Annotated in this window: 25 protein-coding genes; 10 read left to right on the top strand and 15 right to left on the bottom strand. The window is 64.1% G+C overall.

Annotated elements, in window-relative coordinates:
• Positions 1-8: 8 nt before the first annotated feature.
• Both gpt and DB459_RS18530 read right to left on the bottom strand, forming a co-directional pair.
• The gene (gene gpt, locus DB459_RS18535; RefSeq protein ID WP_253706736.1) at positions 9-521 is read right to left on the bottom strand and encodes a xanthine phosphoribosyltransferase; all 513 of its coding nucleotides are present in this window, start codon (positions 519-521) and stop codon (positions 9-11) included.
• 34 nt (positions 522-555) lie between these two features.
• A complete protein-coding gene (locus DB459_RS18530) occupies positions 556-1,299 on the bottom strand; it encodes a molybdopterin-binding protein (protein WP_253706735.1) in 744 nt (247 codons plus the stop codon).
• 235 nt (positions 1,300-1,534) lie between these two features.
• Between DB459_RS18530 and DB459_RS18525 the strand changes: the two genes are divergently transcribed.
• The 5 genes from DB459_RS18525 (at position 1,535) to DB459_RS18505 (ending at position 6,608) form a co-directional block, all read left to right on the top strand.
• Positions 1,535-2,953 (top strand): circularly permuted type 2 ATP-grasp protein, encoded by a 1,419-nt coding sequence (locus DB459_RS18525; RefSeq protein WP_253706734.1) that lies wholly within the window; start codon positions 1,535-1,537, stop codon positions 2,951-2,953.
• Between the two features lie 68 nt (positions 2,954-3,021).
• Entirely contained in the window at positions 3,022-3,966 is a 945-nt protein-coding gene (locus tag DB459_RS18520) for an alpha-E domain-containing protein (RefSeq protein ID WP_253706733.1), read from the top strand.
• A 29-nt stretch (positions 3,967-3,995) separates the two neighbouring features.
• Positions 3,996-4,820, top strand: a complete 825-nt coding sequence (locus DB459_RS18515) for a transglutaminase family protein (protein WP_253706732.1) — start codon at positions 3,996-3,998, stop codon at positions 4,818-4,820.
• A gap of 127 nt (positions 4,821-4,947) precedes the next feature.
• On the top strand, positions 4,948-5,715 hold the full coding sequence (locus DB459_RS18510; RefSeq protein WP_253706731.1) for a proteasome-type protease: 768 nt from the start codon (positions 4,948-4,950) through the stop codon (positions 5,713-5,715).
• A gap of 137 nt (positions 5,716-5,852) precedes the next feature.
• Entirely contained in the window at positions 5,853-6,608 is a 756-nt protein-coding gene (locus DB459_RS18505; protein ID WP_253706730.1) for an SDR family oxidoreductase, read from the top strand.
• A 104-nt stretch (positions 6,609-6,712) separates the two neighbouring features.
• Here DB459_RS18505 and DB459_RS18500 read toward each other — a convergent pair whose 3' ends face one another.
• A complete protein-coding gene (locus DB459_RS18500; protein WP_253706729.1) occupies positions 6,713-8,365 on the bottom strand; it encodes a glycosyltransferase family 39 protein in 1,653 nt (550 codons plus the stop codon).
• A gap of 170 nt (positions 8,366-8,535) precedes the next feature.
• Positions 8,536-8,841 (bottom strand): usg protein, encoded by a 306-nt coding sequence (locus DB459_RS18495; RefSeq protein WP_253706728.1) that lies wholly within the window; start codon positions 8,839-8,841, stop codon positions 8,536-8,538.
• Between the two features lie 337 nt (positions 8,842-9,178).
• Between DB459_RS18495 and DB459_RS18490 the strand changes: the two genes are divergently transcribed.
• On the top strand, positions 9,179-9,493 hold the full coding sequence (locus DB459_RS18490; protein ID WP_253706727.1) for a co-chaperone GroES: 315 nt from the start codon (positions 9,179-9,181) through the stop codon (positions 9,491-9,493).
• Between the two features lie 43 nt (positions 9,494-9,536).
• Positions 9,537-11,177 carry a chaperonin GroEL gene (gene groL, locus DB459_RS18485; RefSeq protein ID WP_253706726.1) on the top strand — a complete coding sequence of 547 codons (1,641 nt, stop codon included), beginning with the start codon at positions 9,537-9,539 and terminating at the stop codon, positions 11,175-11,177.
• Positions 11,178-11,680: 503 nt separating this feature from the next.
• Here the strand turns inward: groL and DB459_RS18480 are convergent.
• Together DB459_RS18480 and DB459_RS18475 are read right to left on the bottom strand one after the other, a co-directional pair.
• Entirely contained in the window at positions 11,681-13,192 is a 1,512-nt protein-coding gene (locus DB459_RS18480; RefSeq protein ID WP_253706725.1) for a glycosyltransferase family 39 protein, read from the bottom strand.
• Entirely contained in the window at positions 13,189-14,349 is a 1,161-nt protein-coding gene (locus DB459_RS18475; protein WP_253706724.1) for a glycosyltransferase family 2 protein, read from the bottom strand. The genes DB459_RS18480 and DB459_RS18475 overlap by 4 nt, the downstream gene beginning before the upstream one ends.
• Positions 14,350-14,931: 582 nt before the next feature.
• On the opposite strand from DB459_RS18475, the gene DB459_RS18470 reads away from it, so the two are divergent.
• Together DB459_RS18470 and DB459_RS18465 are read left to right on the top strand one after the other, a co-directional pair.
• On the top strand, positions 14,932-15,729 hold the full coding sequence (locus DB459_RS18470; RefSeq protein ID WP_253713625.1) for a DUF72 domain-containing protein: 798 nt from the start codon (positions 14,932-14,934) through the stop codon (positions 15,727-15,729).
• A gap of 21 nt (positions 15,730-15,750) precedes the next feature.
• Positions 15,751-16,215, top strand: a complete 465-nt coding sequence (locus DB459_RS18465) for a DUF488 family protein (protein ID WP_253706723.1) — start codon at positions 15,751-15,753, stop codon at positions 16,213-16,215.
• A 261-nt stretch (positions 16,216-16,476) separates the two neighbouring features.
• Here the strand turns inward: DB459_RS18465 and DB459_RS18460 are convergent, their stop codons facing one another.
• Entirely contained in the window at positions 16,477-17,082 is a 606-nt protein-coding gene (locus tag DB459_RS18460) for an RraA family protein (protein ID WP_253706722.1), read from the bottom strand.
• An 84-nt stretch (positions 17,083-17,166) separates the two neighbouring features.
• Between DB459_RS18460 and DB459_RS18455 the strand changes: the two genes are divergently transcribed.
• Positions 17,167-18,249, top strand: a complete 1,083-nt coding sequence (locus tag DB459_RS18455; protein WP_253706553.1) for an IS630 family transposase — start codon at positions 17,167-17,169, stop codon at positions 18,247-18,249.
• A gap of 47 nt (positions 18,250-18,296) precedes the next feature.
• On the opposite strand, the gene DB459_RS18450 is transcribed toward DB459_RS18455, so the two are convergent.
• The 8 genes from DB459_RS18450 to DB459_RS18415 form a co-directional block, all read right to left on the bottom strand.
• A protein-coding gene (locus DB459_RS18450; protein WP_253706721.1) for an IS630 family transposase occupies positions 18,297-19,447 on the bottom strand; the annotation gives its coding sequence in 2 pieces (ribosomal slippage) (positions 18,297-18,997 and positions 18,997-19,447; 1,152 coding nt in all).
• Between the two features lie 386 nt (positions 19,448-19,833).
• On the bottom strand, positions 19,834-21,009 hold the full coding sequence (locus DB459_RS18445; protein WP_371926774.1) for an ABC transporter permease: 1,176 nt from the start codon (positions 21,007-21,009) through the stop codon (positions 19,834-19,836).
• Entirely contained in the window at positions 21,006-22,004 is a 999-nt protein-coding gene (locus tag DB459_RS18440; RefSeq protein ID WP_253706720.1) for an ABC transporter ATP-binding protein, read from the bottom strand. The genes DB459_RS18445 and DB459_RS18440 overlap by 4 nt, the downstream gene beginning before the upstream one ends.
• 17 nt (positions 22,005-22,021) lie before the next feature.
• Positions 22,022-22,846 carry an HlyD family secretion protein gene (locus tag DB459_RS18435; RefSeq protein WP_253706719.1) on the bottom strand — a complete coding sequence of 275 codons (825 nt, stop codon included), beginning with the start codon at positions 22,844-22,846 and terminating at the stop codon, positions 22,022-22,024.
• Positions 22,843-23,559, bottom strand: a complete 717-nt coding sequence (locus tag DB459_RS18430; protein WP_253706718.1) for a TetR/AcrR family transcriptional regulator — start codon at positions 23,557-23,559, stop codon at positions 22,843-22,845. The genes DB459_RS18435 and DB459_RS18430 overlap by 4 nt, the downstream gene beginning before the upstream one ends.
• Before the next feature lie 105 nt (positions 23,560-23,664).
• Positions 23,665-24,048: a DUF4189 domain-containing protein gene (locus DB459_RS18425; protein ID WP_253706717.1), complete on the bottom strand. Its 384-nt coding sequence runs from the start codon at positions 24,046-24,048 to the stop codon at positions 23,665-23,667.
• An 80-nt stretch (positions 24,049-24,128) separates the two neighbouring features.
• The gene (locus DB459_RS18420; RefSeq protein WP_253706716.1) at positions 24,129-25,733 is read right to left on the bottom strand and encodes an NTP transferase domain-containing protein; all 1,605 of its coding nucleotides are present in this window, start codon (positions 25,731-25,733) and stop codon (positions 24,129-24,131) included.
• On the bottom strand, positions 25,730-26,437 hold the full coding sequence (locus DB459_RS18415; RefSeq protein WP_253706715.1) for an XdhC family protein: 708 nt from the start codon (positions 26,435-26,437) through the stop codon (positions 25,730-25,732). Before DB459_RS18415 ends, DB459_RS18420 begins: the two co-directional genes overlap by 4 nt.
• Between the last annotated feature and the right edge of the window lie 49 nt (positions 26,438-26,486).

Below are 26,486 nucleotides of genomic sequence, written 5' to 3'. Positions count from 1 at the left end.
CTCGGCGGCTAGGCCGCGCCGTCGCGGATCGGCGGCTGGAACGACAGGCCGGTGTCCCAGGGGAAGAATATCCAGGTATCCTGCGACACTTCGGTAATAAAGCTGTCGACCAGTGGCCGGCCCATGGGCTTGGCGTAGACCGTGGCGAAATGCGCCTTCGGCATCATCTCCCGCACCACCCGGGCGGTCTTGCCGGTATCGACGAGGTCATCGACGATCAGGAGGCCGCCCCCCCCCTCTCCGCCGAGCTTGAGCACGTCTTCGGAGACGTGTTTGAGGATGCGGATCTCGCCCCGGTCCTGGTGATTGTAGCTCGCCACCCCGACGGTATCGATCACGCGCACCCCGAGCTCGCGGGCGACGATGGCGGCGGCGACCAGGCCGCCGCGCGTAATGGCGACGATCGCCTCGAACGGACCGGCGCCGTTGAGGCGCCAGGCCAGAGCCCGCGAATCACGGTGAAACTGATCCCATGACACCGGGAACATCTTGTCGGGACGGGGGCCTTCCTGTGAACTCATTCGGATCTCCAGCAACTTCAGAAATGGCGACGGCTCAGGCCGGTCGCAACGGCGGCGACTTGGCCAGCATTTCGGTAACCGCGATCATCGCCGCCTTGAGTTTCTCGGCATCGCGCGATCGCACCACAATATTGGTATTCGGCTTACCGTTCTCGTCGATGAAAGGATAGCTGCCGATACTGGTGTCGGGATGGGCTTCGGCGATCGTCCGCAACGGGCTGCCGATGTCGCCCTCGCGGGCATTGGCGCGCACGGTATCCGACAGCATGCGGACGCCGGATTTGAGCTTGGGCGAGACGATGTCGAGCATCGCCTGCATGATCGAGGGCACCCCGGCCATGACGATGACATTGCCGATCTTGAACCCCGGCGCCAGGATCGTGGCGCTCTGGATCAGCTCGGCGCCGTCGGGAATTCGCGCCATCCGCAGCCGCGCCTCGTTGAGCTCCGCCGCGGAGAAGCGCTGGCGGAAGCGGGCCACGACTTCGGGATGATGGTCGATGCCGACGCCGAAGGCCTTGGCGATGCTGTCGGCGGTGATGTCGTCATGGGTCGGGCCAATGCCCCCGGTGGTAAAGACGTAAGTGTAGCGACTGCGCAGCGCGTCGAGAGCCTCAATGATGGCGGTCTCGTCGTCGGCCACCACCCGCACCTCCTTGAGGTCGATGCCAATATTGGTGAGGTACTCCGCGATGTAGCCGATGTTCTTGTCCTTGGTCCGGCCGGACAGGATTTCATCGCCGATCACCAGAATTGCCGCGGTGACGATCTCGGTCATCCAATTCTCCTTCCAGGCGCGTCCCAACCCGCGAAAGTCTTGCGTCATGCGCAGGGCTCGGACCAGCACAAGCTGCCCGGTCGCTGAGCATTTCCCCGCCTTTTTTTCGGGCACCGTATTTCCAGCACAGCACGGTTTGCCCGACAACCGTGCATATTGCGCTGGCCCAACCCTTGCTACCACCCGTTTTAGTCATGCATGCTCGCGCATGGCGTCCAAACGGCACTCAGGTTTCATGGCTATTGCCTTCGACGAAATGAATGGGCCCAATGGCTCGCTTCGCCCCGCCTATGCGGCCCTCTCCGACTGGCTCAAGGAAACACCCCCGGAGGCCCTGGAATATCGCCGGCAGGAAGCCGAGCTGCTGTTCCGCCGGATCGGTATCACCTTCGCGGTTTACGGCGAGGCCGAGGCCCAGGAACGGCTGATCCCCTTCGACGTCATTCCGCGCATTCTGTCGGGACGGGAATGGAGCCATCTGGAGCTCGGCCTCAAGCAGCGGGTTCGCGCCCTCAACATGTTCCTGCGGGACATCTATCACGGCCGGGACATCCTGCGGGCGGGGATCGTCCCCGATGACCTGATCTTCCAGAACCCGGTCTTCCGACCGGAGATGAACGGCCAGGATGTCCCGCACGATGTCTATGTCCATATCGCCGGCATCGACATCGTCCGCGTCGGCCCCGACGACTTCTACGTGCTCGAGGACAATGCCCGGACCCCGTCCGGCGTCTCCTACATGCTTGAGAACCGCGAAATCATGATGCGGCTCTTCCCGGATCTGTTCGCCCGCCACCGCGTGGCGCCGGTCGAGAGCTATCCCGACGAACTCCTCGCCACGTTGCGTTCGGTGGCCCCGGCCACCGCCGCGGCCGAGCCGAACGTGGCCCTGCTCACCCCCGGTGTCTACAATTCGGCCTATTACGAACATTCCTTCCTGGCCGACAAGCTCGGCATCGAGCTGGTGGAAGGCCGCGACCTCATCGTCAAGGACGATGAGGTGTTCATGCGCACCACCGAGGGGCTCAAACGGGTCGACGTCATCTATCGACGCCTCGACGACGACTTCATCGACCCCCTGACCTTCCGGCCCGATTCGGTGCTTGGCGTGCCCGGACTGATGTCGGCCTATATGGCCGGCAATGTGACGCTGGCCAATGCGGTCGGCACCGGCATTGCCGACGACAAGGCGGTCTACAGCTACATGCCGGAGATCGTGCGGTTCTATCTCGGCGAAGCGCCGATCCTGAAGAATGTGCCGACCTGGCGCTGCCGCGAAAAGGACGATCTCGCCTACGTGCTCGACAACCTGGGCGACCTGGTCGTCAAGGAGGTCCACGGTTCGGGCGGCTACGGCATGCTGATCGGACCGGCGGCGACCAAGGAACAGATCAGCGCGTTCCGCGCCAAGCTGGTCCATGACCCGGAAGGCTTCATCGCCCAGCCGACGCTGGCGCTGTCGACCTGTCCGACGGCCACCAAGGTAGGCCTTGCGCCGCGGCACGTCGACCTGCGGCCGTTCATCCTCACCGGCCGCGACCACGTCACCGTCGTGCCCGGCGGCCTCACTCGCGTCGCGCTCAAGGAAGGCTCGCTGGTGGTCAATTCCAGTCAGGGAGGCGGCACCAAAGACACCTGGATCCTCGATGAATAGGACATCGCCTTCGCCGGCCGACCGAGCCCTGCCGCCCCTCGCCTCCTCCCAACGAGCACCCCTGACGCATGCTGTCGCGCACCGCTGAAAATCTGTTCTGGCTGGCCCGCTACGTCGAACGCGCCGAATATCTCGCGCGCACCATCGACGCGACCCTGCGCGCCACATCGTTGCCGGCTGCCTATGTCGGCAAAACCAACGAATGGGAATCAGCGCTGCTCACCGCCGGCATCGGCAGCGCCTTCTACGAGACGCACGAGACCGCCAACGAGCGCAGCGTGGTCGACTACCTCGCCTTCTCCCTCGACAATCCCTCTTCGATCCGCAATTGCATCGAGGCGGCGCGGCTCAACGCCCGCTCGGTGCGCACCGCCCTGACCGGTGAGATGTGGGACACGCTCAACAGCGCCTGGATCGAATTGCAGCAATCCTGGCAGCACGGTGTCAAATCGCGCGAGCACCTCGCCAAATTCCTGCGCTTCGTCCAGGAAACCTCGCTCCGCTTCGACGGCTCGGCCTACCGCACCATGCTGCGCAACGATGCCTACTGGTTCTCGCGGCTCGGCCTGCACCTCGAACGCGCCGACAACACCGCACGCATCCTCGACGTCAAATACCACATGCTGCTCCCCGAGGAGGAGCATGTCGGCGGTCCGCTCGACTACTATCAGTGGACCTCGATCCTGCGCTCGGTCTCGGCGCTCACCGCCTATCACTGGGTCTATCGCGAGACCCTCAAGCCCTGGCTGATCGCCGATCTCCTGATCCTCAACGACAGCTTGCCGCGCTCGCTGTCGAGCTGCTACGGCAATCTGGTGCGCAATCTCGACAATATCGGCGTCGCCTACGGCCGCCAGGGCCCGTCCCAGCGTCACGCCCGCGGCGTCCGCAACCGTCTCGAGCACAGCCACATCGACGACATCTTCCAGCACGGGCTGCACGAATTCATCGAGGAATTCATCGCCGACAACAACCGCCTCGGCGAGATCGTCACCAAGCAGTACCTGACCTGACAACGAAAACCGGCACCGGCATCTGACGCATGCGCCTGCGCATCGACCATACCACCACCTATCGTTACGAGCCGCCGGCCGGCGGCGTGATCCAGGTCCTGCGCATGACCCCGCGCAGCTTCGAGAGCCAGTATGTGGTGGACTGGCAGATCTTCGTGTCGACCGACTCGCGGCTGCAGATGCACCAAGACGCATTCGGCAACATCACCCACCTGCTCAGCCACGGGCCTCTGGCCGACCTCACCATCCATGTCGAGGGCGTCGTCGAAACCAGCGACGCCAGCGGTGTGGTGCGCGGCACCGAAGAACGGTTTCCTCCGAGCCTGTTCCTGCGCACGACGCCGCTCACCGAAACGAGCGAGGAGATGCGCATCCTCGCCCACGACCTGCGCCGCCAGAGCGGCGAGGACGTGCTCGGTTTCCTGCACGCGCTGATGCTGCAGATCGAGGCTCACATGAGCTACGAGAATGATCCGACCGCTTCCGGCAGCAATGCCGCCGAAGCCTTCGCGCTCGGCCGCGGAGTATGCCAGGATTACGCTCACATCTTTGTCGCCTGCGCACGCAATGCCGGCGTGCCTGCCCGATTCGTCTCGGGCCACTTCCTGCGCAGCGACGTCGCCCCGTCCCGCCAGACCGGTCATGCCTGGGCCGAAGCCTACGTGCCGAAACTCGGCTGGGTCGGCTTCGACCCGGCCAACACCGTTTCCACCACCGACGCCCATGTTCGCGTCGCGGTCGCGCTCGATCATCTCGGCGCAGCCCCGGTGCGCGGCACTCGCTACGGTGGCGGCTCGGAAAGCCTTGAAGTGGCGGTCAGGATCCAGCAGGCCGGACGCCAGAGCCAGTCGTGAACACCGCCGCCGCCGTTGCCGCGATCGCCCTCAACGGGTAAGAGCATCCGTACATTCGCTTCACAGGCCCGCCTCCAGGCGGGTCGCGACTGTCAAATCCACTCCATCGGGCAGGACTGCGAGCGTCATGACTTATTGCTGCGGAATTCTGGTGCGCGACGGCCTGGTGATGATCGCCGACACCCGCACCAATGCCGGGCTCGACAACATCTCGACCTTCCGCAAGCTCCACGTCTTCACCAAGCCGGGCGAGCGCGTGATGGCGGTCGCCAGCGCCGGCAACCTGTCGATCAGCCAGTCGGTGCTGAGCACGCTGACCGAGGGCGTCGAGAACCCCGACACCGGGGAACTCGAGACGCTGACGAATGCGCCGACCATGTTCCAGGCGGCGCAGCGCATCGGCCGCGCGATCCGCCATGTCCTTGAGACCGAAGGTACGGCGCCGCGCGCCGAAGACATCAATTTCGACGTTTCCTTCCTGTTCGGCGGACAGATCAAGGGCGGCCGGATGCGCCTGTTCATGGTCTATCCGGCGGGCAACTTCATCGAATGCACCACCGACACGCCCTATCTCCAGATCGGAGAACACAAATACGGCAAACCGGTGCTCGACCGCGCTGTCACCTATGACGTCGACCTGCACGATGCCCTCAAGGTCGGCCTGGTGTCGATGGATTCGACCATGCGCTCCAATCTCGGCGTCGGACTGCCGATCGACGTGCTGATCGCGCGTCCCGACGTGCTGCAGCCGGAACTGAACTACCGGATCGAGGCCGACGAGCCCTATTTCCACGATCTGCGCGCACGCTGGTCGGCGGCTCTGCGCGCTGCGCATCAGGGCATTCCACGGCCGCCCTATCTCGACGCCGTGGCCCCGACCGCCAAGACCCGCTAAAGTCCCGAAACCGAAATTCGCTTCGAATTTCCTGAAACCACCAGGCGCGACCAGCGGACATTCGCTTCGACCCGTCGCAAGGTCCCGGGCGGATCTGGATCGCGACGGGGGATCGACAAGAAAACAGGTGAGGAAACATGGCCGGAGAGAAGGTAGCAATCGTCACGGGTGCGGGCTCGGGCGTGGGGCGAGCGACATCGCTCGCGCTGATGAAAGCGGGTTTCGCCGTGGTGCTGACCGGACGGCGCGCCGAGGCGCTGGCCGAGACCGCCAGGGCCGGCGAGAGCCTCGGCGGCAGGAGCCTGCCGGTGCCCGCCGACATGACCAATCCCGCCTCGATCGCGGCGCTGTTCGCCAAGACCAAGGAAGCCTTCGGCCGATTGGATCTGCTGTTCAACAATGCCGGCATCGGCGCGCCGACGGTCCCCTTCGAAGACGTCAGCGTCGAGCAGTGGAAGGCGGTGGTCGACACCAACCTGACCGCGCCCTTCCTGTGCACCCAGCACGCCTTCCGGATCATGAAGGACCAGACCCCGCGCGGCGGCCGCATCATCAACAACGGATCGATCTCGGCCCACGCGCCTCGGCCGTTTTCGGCGGCCTATACCTCGACCAAGCACGCGATCACCGGCCTGACCAAGTCCACCGCACTGGACGGCCGCGCCTATGACATCGCCTGCGGCCAGATCGACATCGGCAATGCCGCAACCGACATGACCAGCCGCATGGTCGAAGGCGTATTGCAGCCCGACGGTCGCAGGATCCCCGAACCGCGCATGGACGTCGAAGCGGTCGCCAACGCGGTCGTGTACATGGCGAGCCTGCCGCTCGACGCCAACGTCCTGTTCATGACAGTGATGGCGACCAAGATGCCGTTCGTCGGCCGGGGCTGAGCTGAGCTCACGCAACCGGGCCTCATGGTTCGAGACGGCTGCCGCGCAGGCTTCTCGAACCATGAGGGACTGTGCCGCTCGAGACGAGGCCGCGGCGCGGCCAGTTACGATTTCACCGCCGGCAACGCGCACCAGGGCATCGGCAACAGCGGCTGATAGATCTGGTTCCACTCGCAGATGTATTCCGGACCGCTGCGTTTGGTCATCATCTTGACCGGCTCGGGATGCGCCGCCACCACATGGATCACTATCAGCACCATGCCGAAGGGCAGCGTCCAGCGCGGCGCCAACAGCTGCGGCATGCCGTCGAGCAGCAGCGCGCCGGCGATGATGATGAACGGATCACTGAGGACGAAATATTCCGACTTGAGACCGCGCGTGATGCCGAGCGTGTCGATCCCGGCAGCGATCGCGACCAGCAAGATCGCCTGAAGCGCCAACTGCGGCTTGCCGCGGACCAGGGCATAGAGGATGCCCGGCACCACCAGCCACAGCACGACGAGCGTCGGTCGGGACGAAGGGTAGAGGACGAAGCTGTAGCGACGTAAAACCCAGACGAAAAGAGCGTTGAGCTCGGCGATGATCCCGCCCAGGCTCTTGACGTTGTCCTCGCCTATCGGTGCAAAGGCCAGCATCTTCTCGATCGGATTGAGGACGGCGACGGCGTCGTTGACGTTGAACTGCAGATCGAGCGCCAAGAGCCCGAGCGCCGCGCCTGCCAGCAGCGCCGGCAGCGTCGCCGCGGCTTCCGCCGTGGCGACGCGCCAGATCAGCGCGTAGACGACGACTGCCAAAACGACCTCAGCCGCGAGCGCCCATTGGTAGACGCCGAAGCGGCCGAACAGCATCGGCTTCAGTCCTGCGACGGCGATGGCAGCCGGATCATATCCCGCAGCGACGATCGGGGCCGCCCACCAGCACAACAGCACGGCGGCGGCGCCGAGCAGACCGACCGCAGGCCAGGCGCGTGGCGACTCTCGCCAGAACAGATCGCTCGGTGCAGCCGATTGGCCGAAGAACAGGCTGAGCGGCGGCAGCGCAGCGATCACGAAGATCGCATGCACCTTGTTCTCGAGCGCCATAACGCAGAGCATGGCCGCGGCGCCCAGCGCGACCGGCCGCCACAGCCCGGGCCGCCGTGCGGCAGCGATGACGATGAGCAGCGCGAAGACGACGAACGAGGCGGCGATCATTTCACTGCGCAGGATGCGAAGATGCACCGCGACGCCGCCGGAGAAGGCAAAGGCGAAGGTGGCGAGCAGCGCAATGCGTCGGTCGCGCAGGGCGCGACGCGACAGCATGGCGAAGACCACCACTGACGTACAGGCAGTGATGAGGGCGACGAGGCGTCCCGCCCTCACCGCAGCAGTCATGGCGGCGCCGAAGGCGTCGGGATCGGCCGCCGAAGGAATGGCCGAGAGCCTGTAGGCATCGAGCAGTCCGAGGCCGTGCAGCACCTGAAACGCGAACTTCACCGACAGGATGGTGAAGAAGCTCGGATGGTCGAAGAACTCCTTGGGGAGTCCCTCGTTCAGCACCAAGGCGTTGTAGACCACCATGAAATCCATGTCGGCGTTGCGCCAGTAGATGGCAAAATAGCCGAACAGGAAGAACGACAGCACGATGCCGGCGAGGATCGCGGCGAGGCCGCCGGCCCAGCCGAACATGGTGAGACGGCTGAGCACGAAATCGGGTGAGGCCGGCTCGACCGCGGGCGCGGTCGCTGGTGCCGGTCCGGTGATGGGACGGTCGAGCATTCGGGGGCATCCGCAGGCGAATAACAGCGCGGGCAAAAGCCGCGACCATCGTGCCGCCATGCCCCGCTCCACACGCCGCCTCTGTGGGCCTTGGGGCTCGTGGCGTCAATCCGTGCACCATTCACAGGAAGGCGCACGGCCACGGCACCCCGGCCCAAACTCTCGAGGCCTCAGTGCAGCCGGAACACCCCGTCCACCGCCTTGAATTCGGCCGGCTTGATCAGCCGCGAATGGACGACGGTAACTGAGAATAACGGCCCGTCGAGCTTCTGCTGCCAAAAGCTGAGAAAGTCCTGCAATGCCGGGAATTCCGGGAACATGTCGTAATCCTGCCAAACGAAGCTCTGCAGTAGCCAGCGGCGGTCAGGACGACGGTAGAGGATCTCGGCCGTCGTCAGCCCGTAACCGGCGAGTTGCTTCTTGAACCCTTCGGACACGGTACTGCGGGACGGCGCAATGGGGGCTTTCACGGTCATGCCTGGCTCCAACTCCGGAGCGCGCAATGCGCTCACATCAAAAATGTGACGCAAAGCGGCAAGTCATCTCAAGCTCAAATGTTCAATAAAGTGTTTATAATCAAGGCATTAGCAGCAAACAAAGAATATTGCTAGCAGCCCGGATCATCAGCGCAGTGCGCCGCTAAGGCTGCCGATAACCATCGTGGCACTCTGTTCGCCCGAGTGCCAAAAAAATCTCCAGGCGGTCTTGATTGCACCTTGTCTGCCGCCTATGTCGGCCATGCGGTAGCACTCGCTACCAGCGACTGCCAACATCATATAAAATCAGCTTTTTCATAGGCTTAGGAGAAACGCGATGAAATTCCGTCCGCTTCACGATCGTGTTGTGGTCAAGCGCATCGACGCGGAAACCAAGACGGCCGGTGGCATCATCATCCCCGACAGCGCGAAGGAAAAGCCTTCCCAGGGCGAGATCGTCGCCGTCGGCCCGGGTGGCCGCGACGAAGCCGGGAAGCTGATCCCGATCGACCTCAAGGTCGGCGACATCGTTCTGTTCGGCAAGTGGTCGGGCACCGAGGTCAAGATCGACGGCACCGAAGTGCTGATCATGAAGGAAAGCGACATCCTCGGCGTACTGGAAGGCCACAGCGCCGGCAAGAAGGCTGCGTAAGCGCCGTCTCTTCTCGACAACCGAATCCAAGGGAAAACACACAATGTCAGCTAAAGAAGTCAAATTCGGCGTAGATGCGCGCGACAAGATGCTGCGCGGCGTCGACATTCTCGCCAACGCCGTCAAGGTGACGCTGGGTCCGAAGGGCCGCAACGTCGTTCTCGACAAGTCGTTCGGCGCTCCGCGCATCACCAAGGACGGCGTCACCGTCGCCAAGGAGATCGAGCTCGAAGACAAGTTCGAGAACATGGGCGCGCAAATGGTGCGCGAAGTGGCATCCAAGTCGGCCGACATCGCCGGCGACGGCACCACCACCGCGACCGTGCTGGCCCAGGCCATCGTCAAGGAAGGCGCCAAGTCGGTTGCCGCCGGCATGAACCCAATGGATCTGAAGCGCGGCATCGACCTTGCTGTCGAAGCCGTCGTTGCGGACCTCGTGAAGAACTCCAAGAAGGTCACTTCGAACGAGGAAATCGCCCAGGTCGGCACCATTTCAGCCAACGGCGACTCCGAAATCGGCAAGTTCCTCGCCGACGCGATGAAGAAGGTCGGCAACGAAGGCGTCATCACCGTCGAGGAAGCCAAGTCGCTCGAAACCGAGCTCGATGTCGTCGAGGGCATGCAGTTCGACCGCGGCTACATCTCCCCCTACTTCGTCACCAATGCCGACAAGATGCGCGTCGAATTCGACGACGCCTACATCCTGATCAACGAGAAGAAGCTCTCCTCGCTCAACGAACTGCTGCCGCTGCTCGAGGCCGTGGTACAGACCGGCAAGCCGCTGGTGATCGTTGCTGAAGACGTCGAAGGCGAAGCCCTCGCCACCCTCGTCGTCAACCGCCTGCGCGGCGGCCTCAAGGTTGCTGCCGTCAAAGCTCCGGGCTTCGGCGATCGCCGCAAGGCCATGCTGCAGGACATCGCGATCCTGACCGGCGGCACCGCGATCTCGGAAGATCTCGGCATCAAGCTTGAGAACGTGACCCTGCAGATGCTCGGCCGCGCCAAGAAGGTGATGATCGACAAGGAGAACACCACGATCGTCAACGGCGCCGGCAAGAAGGCCGACATCGAAGCGCGCGTCGCCCAGATCAAGGCGCAGATCGAGGAAACCACCTCGGACTACGACCGTGAGAAGCTCCAGGAGCGTCTCGCCAAGCTGGCCGGCGGCGTCGCGGTGATCCGCGTCGGCGGCGCCACCGAGGTCGAGGTCAAGGAGCGCAAGGACCGCGTTGATGACGCGATGCATGCAACCCGGGCGGCTGTCGAGGAAGGCATTCTGCCGGGCGGCGGCGTCGCCCTGTTGCGCGCCTCCGAGCAGCTCAAGCGCATCCGGACCGCCAATGACGACCAGAAGACCGGCGTCGAGATCGTCCGCAAGGCCCTCTCCGCTCCGGCCCGCCAGATCGCCATGAACGCCGGCGAGGACGGCTCGGTGATCATCGGCAAGATCCTGGAGAAGGAGCAGTATGCCTACGGCTTCGACTCGCAGAGCGGCGAATACGTCAACCTGGTCACCAAGGGCATCATCGACCCGACCAAGGTGGTGCGTGCGGCGATCCAGAACGCAGCTTCGGTTGCGGGCCTCCTGATCACCACCGAGGCCATGGTCGCCGAGCTGCCGAAGAAGTCGTCCGGCGGCCCCGCGATGCCTCCGGGCGGCGGCATGGGCGGCATGGACTTCTAAGTCTCGCCACCAGCGAAAAATGCGAAAGCCCGGCAGCGATGCCGGGCTTTTTGCTTGCACGGCCTCGTCAGGCGTGTCGCAGAATGGGGCCTCGTCACGCGATCCCCGCAACCGCCAACCGCGATCGCGGCCTCCCATGCATTCGGATCCGGCCTTGAACGGAATTGAGCCGCCCTCTCCAGTGTCCTGTCTCCGAAGGACCGCTTCGTTTGCCTCACCCTCGCACGGTCATTCGGAGACATCGGGACACTAGTGTGGTGGATCTGACGCTCGTTTCAGTATTGCAGCGAGTTCTTCGAACGAGCGTCAGATCCAAAACCACACTAGAATCATAATGATGCTAGTGTCCCTTTGTTTCCAACGTTCGTAGAAGCGCCTGCTGCAAAGGAATACGAACGTTGGAAACGGGACACTAGCAAAATCAAAAAGCTAGTGTGGCTTATGTCTCGCAATTGCCTCCAGGGGCTTGCCACAAAGGGCATAGGCAATTGCGAGACGCCGCACTAGTCCGGTGGCCCACCGAGCTCCGGCGGTGGTGAGCGGTCCAGCGCCCCTCCCTTCGCCCCTTCCAGCAAGTCGATCTCGTAGGTCTCGATGACCAATGGCCCGCGCCTGCGCGGCAGCTCGATCAGCTTCTCCACACGCACGAACAGCGGCTTGAGCGCTGCCGGGCCGTCCGGCCGCACCTCATCGACATACAGCAGCCGGCCCTGCAGAAGCGCGGGATCTGGCTCGGTCATATTGACCCAGCGGATGCGCTGGCTGCGCTGCTGCACGCAGGTCCCCGGCGGCAGGTAGAAGGTCAGCCAGCCGACGGTGCCATAGTCGGAGCCGAGCACGCAGGAAGCGCCGACACGCTGCCGCTCCACCTCGATTGCCGCGGCGAGCTCGCGCCAGCCGACACCGACATGCTTGACGCTGGGATCCCGGCGATAGCCGGTGAACCATCCGGTATTGGCCTGGACCATCAGCACGATCAGCAGCGCCACCGCGCCGGGCACGGCCCAGCGCGCGCAAAATTCAACGGTGCGCCGATTGCGGGCGTTCCATTGCCCATCGAGGGCGAGCGCGGCAGCGATGGCGAAAGTCGGGTAGACGGGGCCCAGCCAGTTGGCCTCGACCCGGCTGTGCAGCGAATGCCAGACGAAATAGAGCACAATGGGCCAGAACAGCGCGTTAACCAGCGCCCGGGCCGGCGCGTCGCCCGGGCCGCGGCGCATCAGCACGATGAGGCCCATGGCGCCGAGAATGAAGACGAGCGGCGTGGCGAAGCCGAACTGCGCCGGGATCAATTCGACGAGAAAACGCAGCGTCAGGCCATCGACCCGGGCGCGGCCGAACTGCTTGATGAACGACACCCACTGGTGCTGGGCATTCCAGGCGATCACCGGCGCAAACACGGCGAAGGCGACGACGCCGCCGGCATAGGGCCAGGGTGAGCGCAGCCAGGACCGCAGCTTCGGCACCGCAAGCAGCCAAGCGAGAATGCCGACGCCGAACAGCAGCGCCGTGTATTTCGACAGCAGCGCCGCGCCGACCGCAGCTCCGACCGCGAGCCACCATGGGCCGCGGCCGGTCTGAAGCACCTTGGCGAGGCAGAACAGCACGAAGCTCGACGCGACCATCAGCGGCGCATCGGGCGTGACGATCAGGGTACCGACGGCCACCATCAAAGTGGCATTGAGCAGCAATGTGGCCCGGCCGGCGATCAGAGCGCTGCCGAACAGGATTTCCGTGGCGCGGTACACCGCCCAGCTCATGGGCAGCGCCAACAGCACCGAAGCGAGCCGGACACCCAATTGCGTGTCGCCCGCGAACATGGTGCCGAGCCGGATGACGAGCGCAACCATCGGCGGGTGATCGTAGTAGCCGCCGGCGAGATGCTTCGACCAGGTCCAGTAATAGGCCTCGTCGAACGTCAGCGGGGTCACGGCGGCGCCGATCAGCCGCAGCAGCACCATGGCGCCGACCGCAAGGACGACCCCTCGCCCGGCCTTCCAGTCATGCGGCGTCATCGGCGGCGCCAGACGAACAGGCTCGACACCGCGTAATTCCAGACCACGCCCATCAGGGCGCCAGAAACGCCGGCAAGCCACCAGTTCTGTTCCTGGTCATAGATCGAGAAGGCGACACCGACATTGGCGAGGAGCCCGACCGCGCAGACGATGTAGAACACCAATAAGCCGCGCAGCAGGGCGAAGGCCTTGAGCCGCTGGTCGCGATAGGTCAGCGCGTTGTTGAGGAGGAAGTTGCTGGTCATGGCGACCAGCGCGGCAACGGTCTGGGCGGTCGCGAACGACGCCACTCCGGCGACCAGCAGGAGATCGAGCGTCAACATATGGACGATCAGGCCGAAGCCGCCGACCAGGGCGAACAGCAGAAAGCGCAGCGAGACGAGGTCACGGGTGAGCTTGGCGAGCACGAGGCCGAAGAAGTCCATGGCCACCATGGAGTCGAGCTTGCTCTCGCCATGCTGGCGGGCGCCGAACTTGAACGGCACCTCGACCGTGCGCAGCCGGCCATGGCCGGTCGCGACGATGTCGAGGAGGATCTTGAACCCCTGAATCGACAATGAAGGCGCCAGGTCCTCGAAGCAGTCGCGGCGGATCATGAAGAAGCCGCTCATTGGGTCGGCGATGGCGACCCCCAGCAGCTTCTTCGCCATCATGGTCGCAGCGACGCTGAAGCCGACGCGCCGCTTGTCCGCGAGGCCGTGGGCGCTGCCGCCCTCGACATAGCGGCTGCCGACCACGAGCTCGGCGGCGCCGTCCTCGATCAGTTTCAGCATCCGTGGCAACTGGGTCTCGTCATGCTGCAGGTCGGCATCCATCACCGCCACCACCGGCGCGCTGGAGGCGAGAATGCCCTCGATACAGGCCCCCGACAGGCCGCGACGACCGATGCGGCGCAGGCAGCGCACCCGGCCGTCGCCAGCCGCAAGCTCCCGCACCGCCTGCCAGGTGCCGTCCGGTGAGTTGTCGTCGACGAACACCACCTCCCAGGCGATGCCAGCAAGCGTCGTCTGCAGGCGACGGAACAGCACCGCCACGTTGCCGCGTTCATTGAAGGTCGGAATGATCACCGACAATTGCAGGGCGCGCTGCGGGCGCGGCGCCCCGGCACCGGCCGGTGAATGGGCCGCGGGCGCGGCCGGGGTCGCCGATTCGATCATGGCGGCAGCATATAGCGGGGTGGCCCCACCGTGCCAAGACACGGAACAGGGCATGGAACGAGCCTGGAGCAGGACTTGGAACAGGACTTGGAACAAAGTCCGCCGATGAGGCTGGAACGAGACCGGACAGGATCCGGGGGATATGTGCCAGGGCTCAAGGCTTGCGATCATTGCCGCAACTCGCCTTGCCGAAGCGAGCCCCTAAAACGCCAACGACCACGAAAGATGTGGCGCGCGTACATCCGGCGCAGCCAAACCATCTCGTGGTCGTCCCGGCCATGGAGCTTCGGGGGAAAGCATCGACATCGCCGTTAGAGGCAATATGGTGTGCGTCCGCCGATCTGCAAGGGGCACCCGATGGTCAGAAAAGCCAAAGCCGCGACGGCAACGACAACGACCACCAAGGCCAAGGCCGGGCGCGCGAGCCCTCCGCGCACCGGCACGACCGGAACCAAGACCAAAACCGTTACCAAGGCAGCGAAGACCGTCCCCGGCCCCGCCTCTACGTCTGTCGCCAAGCCTGTCGCCGCGCGTGCGGCGCCCGACGCCGGCGTCAGGCCTGCTGCCGCAGCCCGGGCCAGCGTGGGCGCCGGTCGTGTCTATCTCGGCGTCGGCGGCTGGACCTTCCCGCCCTGGCGCGGCGTGTTCTATCCCGACAAGCTGCCGCACGCGCAGGAACTCGCCTATGCGGCCACCAAGCTCACCTCGATCGAGATCAATGGCACCTATTACGGAAGCCAGAAGCCGGAGAGCTTCCGCAAATGGGCCAGCGAGGTGCCCGACGGCTTCAAGTTCTCGGTGAAGGGGCCGCGATTCGCCACCAACCGCCGCCTGCTGGCCGAGGCCGGAGATTCCATCCGGCGCTTCTACGACAGCGGCGTCACCGAACTCGGCGATCGCCTCGGCCCGGTACTGTGGCAATTCGCGCCGACCAAGAAGTTCGACGAGGCGGACTTCGGCCATTTCCTCGAACTGCTCCCGCAGGCGCAGGACGGGATCACGCTGCGCCACGTCGTCGAGGTGCGCCATGACAGCTTCCGCACGCCCGCCTTCATCGCGCTGCTGCGCCGCTTCAATATTCCCGTGGTCTATGCCGAGCACGCCAGCTATCCGCAGATCGCAGACCTCACCGGCGACTTCGTCTATGCACGACTACAGAAGGGCAAGGACAGCATCGCGACCGGCTATCCGTCCAAGGACCTCGATGCCTGGGCGCGACGGCTGGCGCTGTGGGCCGCGGGCGGCGAGCCGGACGACCTGCCCAAGGTCGACGACGCCGCGGCACCAGGCAGGCAGCGCGATGTCTTCGCCTATGTCATCCATGAGGGCAAGATCCGCGCGCCAGCCGCCGCCATGGCGCTGATCGAGCGCCTCGCCTGAGGCCCTTACGGAGCTGAACGCATGGCCAAAGCCAAGCCCCACCTCTTCACCATCGGATACGAACAGACTCCCGCCAAGGCCGTGCTCGACGAATTGGAGCATGCCGGGGTCAAGCTGCTGGTCGACGTGCGCGCCATCGCAGCGTCACGGCGAGCGGGGTTTTCCAAGCGCCAGCTCGCCGCCGGACTAGACGAACGTGGCATCGGCTATATCCATCTGCGCGGACTCGGCACGCCGAAAGAAGGTCGCGAAGCCGTGCGCAGCGGCGACGTCGCCAAGATGTCGAAGATCTATCACGACCACCTCAAGACGGCACAGGCGCGCGAGGAGATGGACCAACTAGCCGCGCTGGTGCGAGACGCCGGGCCGGTCTGCCTGCTCTGCTACGAGCGCGACCATCACCACTGCCACCGCCACTTCATCGCCGAGATCATCGAAGATCGCGAACACGTGACGGTGGAAAACCTGGTGGCGCCGCAGGTCTGAACGGAAGATCCGGACCCGGACCCAAGTGCGGTGGATCTGACGCTCGTATCAATATTGGAGCGAATTCGCCGTACGGGCGTCAGATCCAAAACCGCATTAGAATCATAATGATGCAAGCGCCCCCTCGTTTCCAACATTCGTATGAGCGCCTGCTGCAATGGGATACGAACGTTAGAATCGGGACACTCGCGCCCGCCTTCCGAAGTTCGTGTCCGGACGATGCCGCAACGGCAAATGAAGCGGTCATTCGGAGACGGGACACTAGAACTTGCCGTAACGCCGATAGGCCTGTTGCGGGTCGAGCCCGGCAAGAATCGCCTTGCGCACCATGCTCTCGGTGGCCATTGCTTTTTCGGCGGCGGCAACCACCTCCTCGGCCGTGCCGGCGAGAATCCGGATCAGTCCGTCGCGGTCACCGATCATGTAGTCCCCCGGCGCAATGATCACCTCGCCGATCCTGATCTCGACATTGGTCGCCGCCGGCAGCCAGTAGCCGACGATGTCGCGCGGCGTGAAGCCGCGGCACCAGCACTGGAAACCGATTTCGAGCAGAAAGCGCGCGTCACGGACGAAACCGTCGGCAACGCTGCCGCGCAGGCCCTTGTGCTTCAGCGTCTCCGCCGACAACTCGCCCATATGGGCGACGACGCGGTCATTGGGTTGCGACACCCAGACGCTGCCAGTCGGCGCCTGCGACAAAAGGCCGGTCCATCGCAGCAGGGTTTCGTGGGCGTCAGCGGCCGGATCGACCTTGCCGAGTACGGTGAAGGCGGGTCCGGCCATGGTCCGTTCCGGCAGGATCGGCCGCAACTCCGGCGGCAAGACGAAGTCGCGCAGTCCCATGCCGCGCATAACGTCGTGGATCACGCCAGTATAGCAGGCCTCTAGTGTTCCGTCTCGCAAATCAGTTTAAATAATCTTGGTTGCTTCGGGCAAGCAGGAGCTGAGAGGATGGCGCGTCCCGTCAAGGTACTTACCGCCGATGCGGAGACACGGGCTGAACTCCAACGGAGGGCCAATGCTCCGACCAGTGCGCATCGCGATCGTTTTCGAGCAAAAATTATTCTGCTGCGTCTGGAGGGGGTGAAAATCGAGCTCGTCGCCGAGCAGATGGATACATCGATGCCAACGGTGTCGACATGGTCCAGCCGGTTCGAGGCACACGGGCTCGACGGCCTCGACGACAAGGGCGGACGCGGACGCAAGCCCTCGATTACAGAGAAGAAAATCGAGCGTGTCATCACCGATGCCACGCGTCCGCCGAAGAACCGCAAGCGTTGGAGCGTGCGCAGCATGGGCCGCCATGCCGGAGTATCGCACAGTACTGTGCAGCGGATCTGGTCAAAGAATGACTTGAAGCCCCACATTGTAAAGACGTTCAAGCTCTCGAATGATCCGGAGTTTGAGAAAAAGTTCTGGGACGTGATCGGGCTCTACCTCGATCCGCCAGCGAAGGCGCTGGTGTTATGCTGCGACGAGAAGAGCCAATGCCAGGCTCTGGAACGCACTCAACTTGGCTTGCCGCTTGCCCCGAAGCGTCCCCGGACAATGACTCACGATTACACCCGGCATGGCACGATTACGTTGTTTGCTGCCCTCGATGCGATGAAAGGCAAGTTGATCGCGCGCACCGAGGCGCGTCACACTCACATCGAATGGCTCAGGTTCCTGAAACAGATCAATCGCGAAACGCCCGAGGAACTCGACATCCATCTGATCCAGGACAACTATGCCACGCATAAGCATCCAAAGGTCAAGGCTTGGCTCGCCCGTCACCCGCGCTTCAAGTCGCACTTCACGCCGACATCTTCGTCCTGGATGAACCTCGTCGAACGCTTCTTCGCTGATTTAACCGCCGACGTGATACGCTCGGGCAGCTTCGCTTCCATCGGCGAACTCGTCCGCGACATCGAAGCCTATCTCTCCGATCGCAATGCCGCCCCGAAGCCCTACACGTGGAGGGCCGAGGGCGCGGCCATCCTCGAAAAAATCAACCGCGCCCGCGCCGCCCTCGACAAAATCGAGGCAGCGTGAGTTATTGCAAGGCAATTGAGAGTCAGGACACTAGTCGCCCGATTCATTCAGATTGAAGGGTAAAGGTGCTTGAGTTTGATGCGAGCATTGGGAGTTGTGAAGTGCCAGTTTGCCTTGGTGTGGTTGGCATTGCGGTCTTTCTCCCAGGCGGCGATTTCCTCGGCGAGGGTCTGTTTGTCGGGAATCCGTCGATCGAGGCATTGGGACGATAGGACGCCGAGTTCGGACTCGGCGAGATCAAGCCAACTGCCGTGCTTTGGTGTGTAATGCCATTCAAAGCGCTCGACCAGCCGCCTGGCCTCAGGGGCCGGAAAGGCTTCATAGAGTGACGCCTTGCTGTGGATGTTGAGATTGTCCTGGATCAGAACGATGGTCTTGGCGCCGGCGAAGTGGACATCGGCCAAGTCCTTCAGGACGTGAGCATAATCCACGGCGGTATGGCGATCGGTGACTTTGACATGGCGCCAGCCTTCGAGCGGAGCAAACATCATGAAGAGATTGGCGGTGCCGTTGCGTTTGTACTCGTAATCGCAACGAGCCGGGCGCCCACGCTTCATCGGAATCGGCATGCGCGTCTCGGCGAGGAGTTGCTTTGAGCTCTCGTCCAGGCAAACCAGCGGGTAGTCGGGATCGCGTGGCCGGGTGTAGACGGCCAGCACGTCCTCCATGGCGGCTACGAACGCACTATTGGCTTTCGGCGGGATGACCCAGCACTGTCGGCGATGGGGCTGGAGAGTGTTTTTTTTAGTGCCCGCCCGATCGTCGAGTCGCTGGCACGATCAACAATATGGAGTTCTACGACTTTTTGCTCCAGTAGCCGCAGGGTCCAGCGTGTGCGTCCCTTGGGAGGTTTGGAACAAGCCAGGGCAATCAGTTTGGCTTCCTTCTCACCGTCAAAAATCCGCGCAACCCCCGGTGTTGCGCGCTGCTTACGGCTCAATACCGCCTCGAAGCCTTCTTCCACCAGTTGCTTCCGCACTCGGTAAACCATGGAAACGCTTGTATCGAACGCCTTAATGATCCGGCTGTCACTCCAACCTTCGCCGGCTTCCGAGACATCGGCCTTCAACAATATTCGCGCCTTCAGCAGTTTTTGAGCTGCGCTCTTGCCCTTCCGTATCAGCGTTTCAAGCTGTTCGCGTTCCTCGCCGCTCAGCCGCACAACATACTTCTTTACCGAAATTTCCGTCGCAGCCATGATCCTCTCCGGCGCTCGCGTCGAGACGATCGAATCGAATCACAAATTCTCCATCCTTTCAAATTATTTGAAGCGAGCGACTAGTGTGGCGTCTCGCAATTGCCTACCGCCTTTGCGGCGAGTCTCTCGTAGGCAATTGCGAGACATAAGCCACACTAGCGCTTTGATTTTGCTAGTGTCCTTATGTCTCCGAATTACCGTGCGAGGGTGAGGCAAATGAAGCGGTAATTCGGAGACAGGACACTAGCCGCTCGGTGATAGCCGTCATCCACTTCCTCCCCTGATGCTTTTCTTCTGTCTTTCGTCGCCAGATTGCACGGCGGCAACCACGATTTCCGCGTGGGTACAGCCCGTTCTCGCCTGGCACGGCATCAAGCAATCACCGCTCAATCCAACGTGCGGCGGAATCTGGCGACCGCGATCGTCATCGCCAGCATCATCAGCCCGAAAAGCGCGATCGCATCGTATTCCAGATTCTGCAGTGTCGAGCCTTTCAGCATGATGGCGCGCACGATCCGCATGTAATGGGTGAGCGGCAGGCATTCGCCGACCCATTGCGCCCAGGACGGCATGCCCGAGAATGGGAACATGAAACCGGACAGCAGGATATTGGGCAGAAAGAACATGATCGACATCTGCATCGCCTGCAACTGGTTCTGCGCCACGGTGGAAAAGGTGTAGCCGATGGCGAGATTGGCGGCGATGAACAGCGTACTCAGGCCGGCGAGCAGCAGCAGGCTGCCATAGACGGGAACTCCGAACAGCAGCAGGCCGATGCCGATGATCAGGCTGGCCTGGAGAAAGCCGACGATGATGTAGGGCGCGATCTTGCCGAGCATGATCTCGATCGGCGTGATCGGCATCGACAGCAGGCTTTCCATGGTGCCCCGCTCGATCTCCCGCGTCACCGACAGCGCGGTGAAGATCAGCATGGTCATGGTCAGGATGGTGCCGACCAGCCCCGGCACGATGTTGAGCTGCGACGATGCCGCCGGATTGTAGCGGGCATGGGTACGAATCTCGAAGGCCGGCTCCGGCGGCGAGCCGGCGACGCGATCGTGCTCGAGCGCGGTCACCGCAAGCTGGCCCAGTGCCGACAGCGCCGAGCCCGCGGCAACCGGATCGGTGGCGTCGGCGGCGACCAGCAGCGCCGGCTTGTCGCCGCGGCGTACCGCGCGCTCGAAGCCGCGCGGGATCTCGAGGCCGAACAGCACCTTGCCGGACTGCAGCAGGTCGTCGAACTCCTGAACTGTGTGCACCTCGCGGGTGAAGGCGAAGTAGGCGGTGTTCTCCATCGCCTTCATCACCGAACGGGCGAGATCGCTGTCCTCCTGGAGCAGCACCGCGGTCGGCAGATGGCGCGGCGTGGTATTGATCGCATAGCCGAACAGGATCAGCTGCATGATCGGAATCGCCACGATCATGACGAAGGAAACGCGGTCGCGGCGAAGCTGGATGAATTCCTTGACCAGCATCGCATAGGTGCGACGCCAGAACCCGGCTCGATCGCGCGGATCGGGCGCGCTGTTGACCTCTGGCGCGCTCGCTTCTGGCATGCTCATTGGAAATTATCCCGCGAGCGCCCCATGAGGTCGATGAAGACGTCTTCGAGTGATGGACTGTCGCGACGCCAAACGAGGTCATCGCGCTGGCGGTAGGGCGCGATGGCAGCCTCCAACGCGCCGGCGTCGCGGCCGGAGACGTGCAAGGTGTTGCCGAACGGCGCCACCATGTCGACGCCTTTCCGTTCGGCCAGTTCACCGGCGATCGCACCGACGCTCGCCCCAGAACCGACGCTTGCCCCAGAAACGGTGTAGGTGGTCAGAGCCGACTTCGCGATCACCTCTTCGACGGCGCCACGCGCCAGGAGGTGGCCGTAGGCGATATAGGCGATCTCGTGGCATCGCTCCGCCTCGTCCATGTAATGGGTCGAGACCAGCACGGTCAGGCCTTCGGCGGCCAGGCCATGGATCTCGTTCCAGAAGTCGCGGCGCGCCTTCGGATCAACGCCCGCTGTGGGCTCATCGAGCAGGAGAAGCTGCGGCTCCGGTAGCGTACAAGCGCCAAGCGCGAGGCGCTGCTTCCAGCCGCCGGACAGCTCGCCGGCGAGTTGCTCCTCCCGTCCCGTCAGGCCCAATCGCCGGACCATGTCGCGCGCGGCGCCACGCGGATCGCGCATGGCGTAAAGGCGCGCGACGAACTCCAGGTTCTCCCGCACCGACAGATCCTGGTACAGGCTGAAATGCTGGGTCATGTAACCGACCCGGCGCTTGATCTTGTCGGTGTCGCGGCGAATGTCGAAGCCGAGACAGGTGCCCTCGCCGCTATCGGGTGTCAGCAGTCCGCACAACATGCGGATGGTGGTGGTCTTGCCCGACCCGTTCGGGCCGAGGAAGCCGTAGATCGAGCCGCGCCGCACCTGCATCGATAGGTTCTGGACGACGAGCCGGCCGTTGAAGGACTTCGACAGATCGTGCACGTCGATGGCGATGTCAGCCGATGCCGGCTGCGCCTTCGGATGCGTCGGATGCGGTTGTGCAGCCGTTCCGTCGGTCATCACATCCATCCCGGCATTCACTTCGCCTGTTGGGCCATCGGCCCGCCAGGCGCCGGCGCGCCATCGGCCGACTTGATCGGGATCACCGTCACCGGCTGACCGACCTTCAGGCTGGTCGGTCGCGCCGGCCGCGCCTGGAACAGATAGACGAGCTTGGCGCGTTCCTCGAGGCTGTAGATCACCGGCGGAGTATATTCGGCGCTGGTGGCGATGAAATAGATCTTGGCGGTGAGATCCGGCACGCAGCCGTCGCAGGTGACGCGCACCTCATCGCCAAGCTTGAGCGACGGCAGGCTCGCCTCCGGCACGAAAAAGCGGATCTTCATGTTTCCAGGCGGCAGGATCGACAGCACAGGCCGCTGGGCGCCGACGGTTTCGCCCTCGCGAAAATAGATCTGCTGCACGGTCCCGGCGATCGGAGCATAGCCGGTGCGCCGGGCAAGGCGGGTCTGCGACGTGTTGACCCGCGCCTCTGCGACCCGCATCGCCGAAACCGCCGCATCAAGGCTCGCCTGGGTGCCGGCGCCGGTGCGGCTCAAGGATTGCGCGCGATCGAAGCTCTGCTTGGCGTTGGCGAGCGTCGCGTTGTTCTGGTTGAGGTCGGCCTGCTGCAGATCATCATCAAGGGTGTAGAGCACCATGCCCGGCGTGACCTCATCGCCCTCTCGCACATTCAGCCTGGTGACCCGGCCGGCCTCGTCGGGACTGACGAAGATCAGGTCGGCCTCGACCCAGCCTTGATAACCAATGCGCTTGCGCTCGCCGCAACCAGCCAATGTCAGCGCGAGCGCCGCGGCGAGCAGCCCGCAAGCCGCTCGCCGCGACAGAGCTGACGGCGTCATTGCGTCCTCCTGGGTCCAAAGATCAGATCGAAATGAACTTTCAGCATGGCGGCGACATCGAGCGGTGCGAACCGGCCGAACAGGCCCTGCCAGACGATCGCCAGCAGCGCCGGCGCGGGCACAATCTGCGGAAAGCGTGCAAGATCGGGATCGCTGATCTCGCCGCGGGCAATGCCGTAGGCAATCACCTGGCGCATCATGGCGAGCCCGCGTTCCACCACCTCGCGATAATAAAACTCGGCAAGCTGCGGAAAGCGCGAGCCCTCCGCCACCATCAGCCGCAGGATATCGCCGCGTCGGGTGCCGGCGATCTCATTGGCGAAGATCGCGGTAAAGCGTTCCAGCAGGTCCCGCGCCGACGTCACCCCATCCGGCGAAACGGCGAAGCGGCTGATCACAGGCACCAGCTCGGTCCGGACCAGCTCCTGGAACAGTGCCTCCTTGTCCTTGAAGTGCAGATAGATCGTTCCCTTGCCGACTCTGGCGCGACGGGCAACGTCTTCCATGCGCGTCGCGGCGAAGCCGCGGGCAACGAACTCCTCGAAAGCCGCCGCGACAATGGCGGCCCGGCGCTCCTGGGCACGCAGGCTGCGCTTGGACACCACCGGAGACGCCGCATCCGCCGATTGGCCCGATGCGGCCTCCGGACTGTGTGCGCTCGCTTTCGCCGACGGGCGGCTTGCCCCCGATGGGGCGGACCGAGCCTTCATCATCGGATAAATATGACTGACCAGTCAGTCAAAATCAATCGACGATCGCGTGATCCGTCCTGCCAAATTGCTGTGGCAGGTACCGGCGATGCATCCGATGCAGGGTTCTCAGCCCCGGGCGTCGCAGGCCCAGGCCCGGATCACGCAATCCTTGCCGCCATACTGATAACAGAACCGCGTCGCCGCATTCAGCGCGGCGGAAATCCGTGGCGCCACCGCCTGGCCGTAGGCGCCGCACGGATTGTGGAGATCGATGGCGAGCGCGGCGCAGGCCCGCTTCATGGTCACGGTCGAACACTGCCCTTTGCACTGGCGCAGCGCGGCGGCGACCGCCTCCGACGACTTGGCGAAATCATAGGCCTGACCGAAGGCACCGCACTGGCCAATGGCGAGCGCTCCGGCGGCACGGGCTGCGGTCGCCAACGGACCGCACGCGATGGTGAGCGACAGAAAAATGGTGAGCGCGCAGAAACGCGCGACGTACGACGGCACGAATCCCCTCCCCCGAAGGTCAATGGCGCGTAATTTAGGAAGGGGGGTCGTTTCAACTTGGTGAACGATAGAGTGCGACGTCAGCCGCGGCGCGCGAACTCGAGTGCCTCCGGCGTATCGATATCGAGAAAGGCGCTGTCACCGTCAATCGGCACTTCCGCCACAGCATCGCCGTGGCGCGCCACCAGGTGACGTGCGCCGACATCGCCTTCGAGCGTCAGCAGTTCCGGGAAAAAACGGCAGGACCACAGAACCGGATTGCCGCGACGACCATCGCTCGCCGGCATGGCGATCAGTGCACCACGGTTGGGGTCGAAAGCGTCGATCAGTCGATCGATCAGCGCGGCGTCGACCAGCGGCATGTCGCCAAGACAGATCACGGCGCCGTCGGCCTCCGTCGGGACAGCCTTGATGCCCGCCTTGACTGAACCGGCAAGCCCTTCGGCGAAGTCGGCATTGTGTGCGAAGCGGACATCGAGGCCATCGAGAGCGTGGCGCACTTCGTCCTCCTGATGACCGGTGACGACGATCACCGGCGCGGCGCGGGAGGCCAGCGCCTGCTCGACGACAATGCGCACGAGCGGCTTGCCGCTCAGCGTCGCCAAGAGCTTGTTGGGACCACCCATCCGGGTCGCGCGTCCCGCCGCCAGCACCACCGCAGCGACATGACGGCCGCTTTCGCCGCCATGGGCGACACGCGGTTGCGGTCGCGTCACGATCTCCATCAGCAACCCGCCGACGCCGAGGCCGGTGATGTCTTCGCGCGACACCGGCAGGCCGGCGAGGAGGCGCATCAGCACCCAGTCGAAGCCGTTCTCGGTCGACGAGCGCGCACAGCCAGGCGCACCGAGCACTGCTGCCCCGCCGGCACGACCGATCAGCAACAGGTTGCCCGGATCGACCGGCATGCCGAAATGTTCGATGCGGCCGCCGCTGCGCGTGATCGCCGCCGGGATCACGTCGCGCCGGTCGGCGATGGCGGACGCGCCGAACACGATGACGAGTTCGGCGCCGGCCGTGATCGCCTGGTCGAGCGCTGCGACCAGGGCAGCCTCGTCATGCTCGATGCGCTTCTCGAAGATGATTGCGGCGCCGGCCGGGGCGAGGCGCTCGGCGGTGACACGCAAGGTCTTGTCGATCACCTTCGGCGCGAGGCCCGGCAGCATCGTCGAAATGACGCCGACCCGCTTTACCCGATAGGGCGCGACCCGCAGCATGTCCGGCGCGACAGCGGCAACGGCCGCATCGCGCAGCTGTCCCGGCATGCCGAAGGGAATGATCTTGACGGTCGCCAGCATCTCGCCGGCGACCACCGGCTTGAAGGCCGGCAGCGTCGCCAGCGTGATTGCCTCATCGACCCGGTTGATGCGGTCGACTGCGGCGCGGTCGACCACCAGTACGCCGGCATGGGCGGCGAACAGGTTGGCACGTCCGGTGACCGCGCGCTCGACGCTCACCCCTGGCCCGGCCACCCCACGAGCAATGTCCGCGGCCCCGACATCCTCGGAGACGTCGCCGTCCTCGAGCCGCGCGACCACGATCGACGTGATCCCGGCGCACCCGAGCGCCTCGGCTTCGGCGGCACCGACCGTGGTGCCCTTCTTCAGAACAAAGCCGTTCTTGCGGATGGTATGGACGGTGACGCCGCCGATCGCATCCGCCGGGGCGACAGGACCAAATTTCATGCGGCATTCTCGCTGACGGCCGCGCGCCTCGGCAGCCGCAATTCGGCGGTAATCTGGGCCATGATCGCCACTGCGATCTCGGCAGGCGAGACCGCCCCGATCGGCAATCCGATCGGGGCATGGATGCGGCCGAGCTGGGCGTCGGTTGCGCCCTGGCCCTTGAGGCGATCCAGCCGCTTGGCATGGGTTTTCCGCGAACCGAGCGCGCCGATATAGAAGCAGTCGCGCGACAGCGCGTGCAGCAGCGCCGGATCGTCGATCTTGGGATCGTGGGTCAGCGCCACGAAGGCGGTGTAGCGGTCGATGCCGAGCGGAGGCAGCGCCTCGTCGGGCCAGGCCGCGATCACCTTGATGCCCTCGAAGCGCTCCGGCGAGGCAAAGGCGGTGCGGGGATCGACAACGGTGACGTCGTAGTCGAGGCTGGTGGCGAGCGGCGCCAGCGCCTGACTGATATGCACCGCTCCGGTGATGACGAGACGGGCCACCGGCGCATGCACGGTCAGAAACAGCTGACGGCCGGCGACATCGATCATGCCGCTCTTGCCCATGCGCAGATGCCTGTCGAGTTCCTCGTGCAGCGCATCGGATGCGAATTCTGCCGCCTTGACGAGGCGCTGATCGCCACGATCGACGTCGGTGACGACCACAACCGGCCGACGCGCGGCACGCTCGGCATTCAAGGCGGCGAGGAGTTCGAGTTTCACGGCGGCAATCCCGGATGCGATGACAAGCAAAGATAGAAGGTGGAGCGCG

It is taken from the genome of Bradyrhizobium sp. WD16 (genome assembly GCF_024181725.1).
Taxonomy (GTDB): Bacteria; Pseudomonadota; Alphaproteobacteria; order Rhizobiales; family Xanthobacteraceae; genus Bradyrhizobium_A.
The sequence above is the reverse complement of the archived record's forward strand: the minus strand, read 5'-3'. Positions and strand labels throughout refer to the sequence as shown.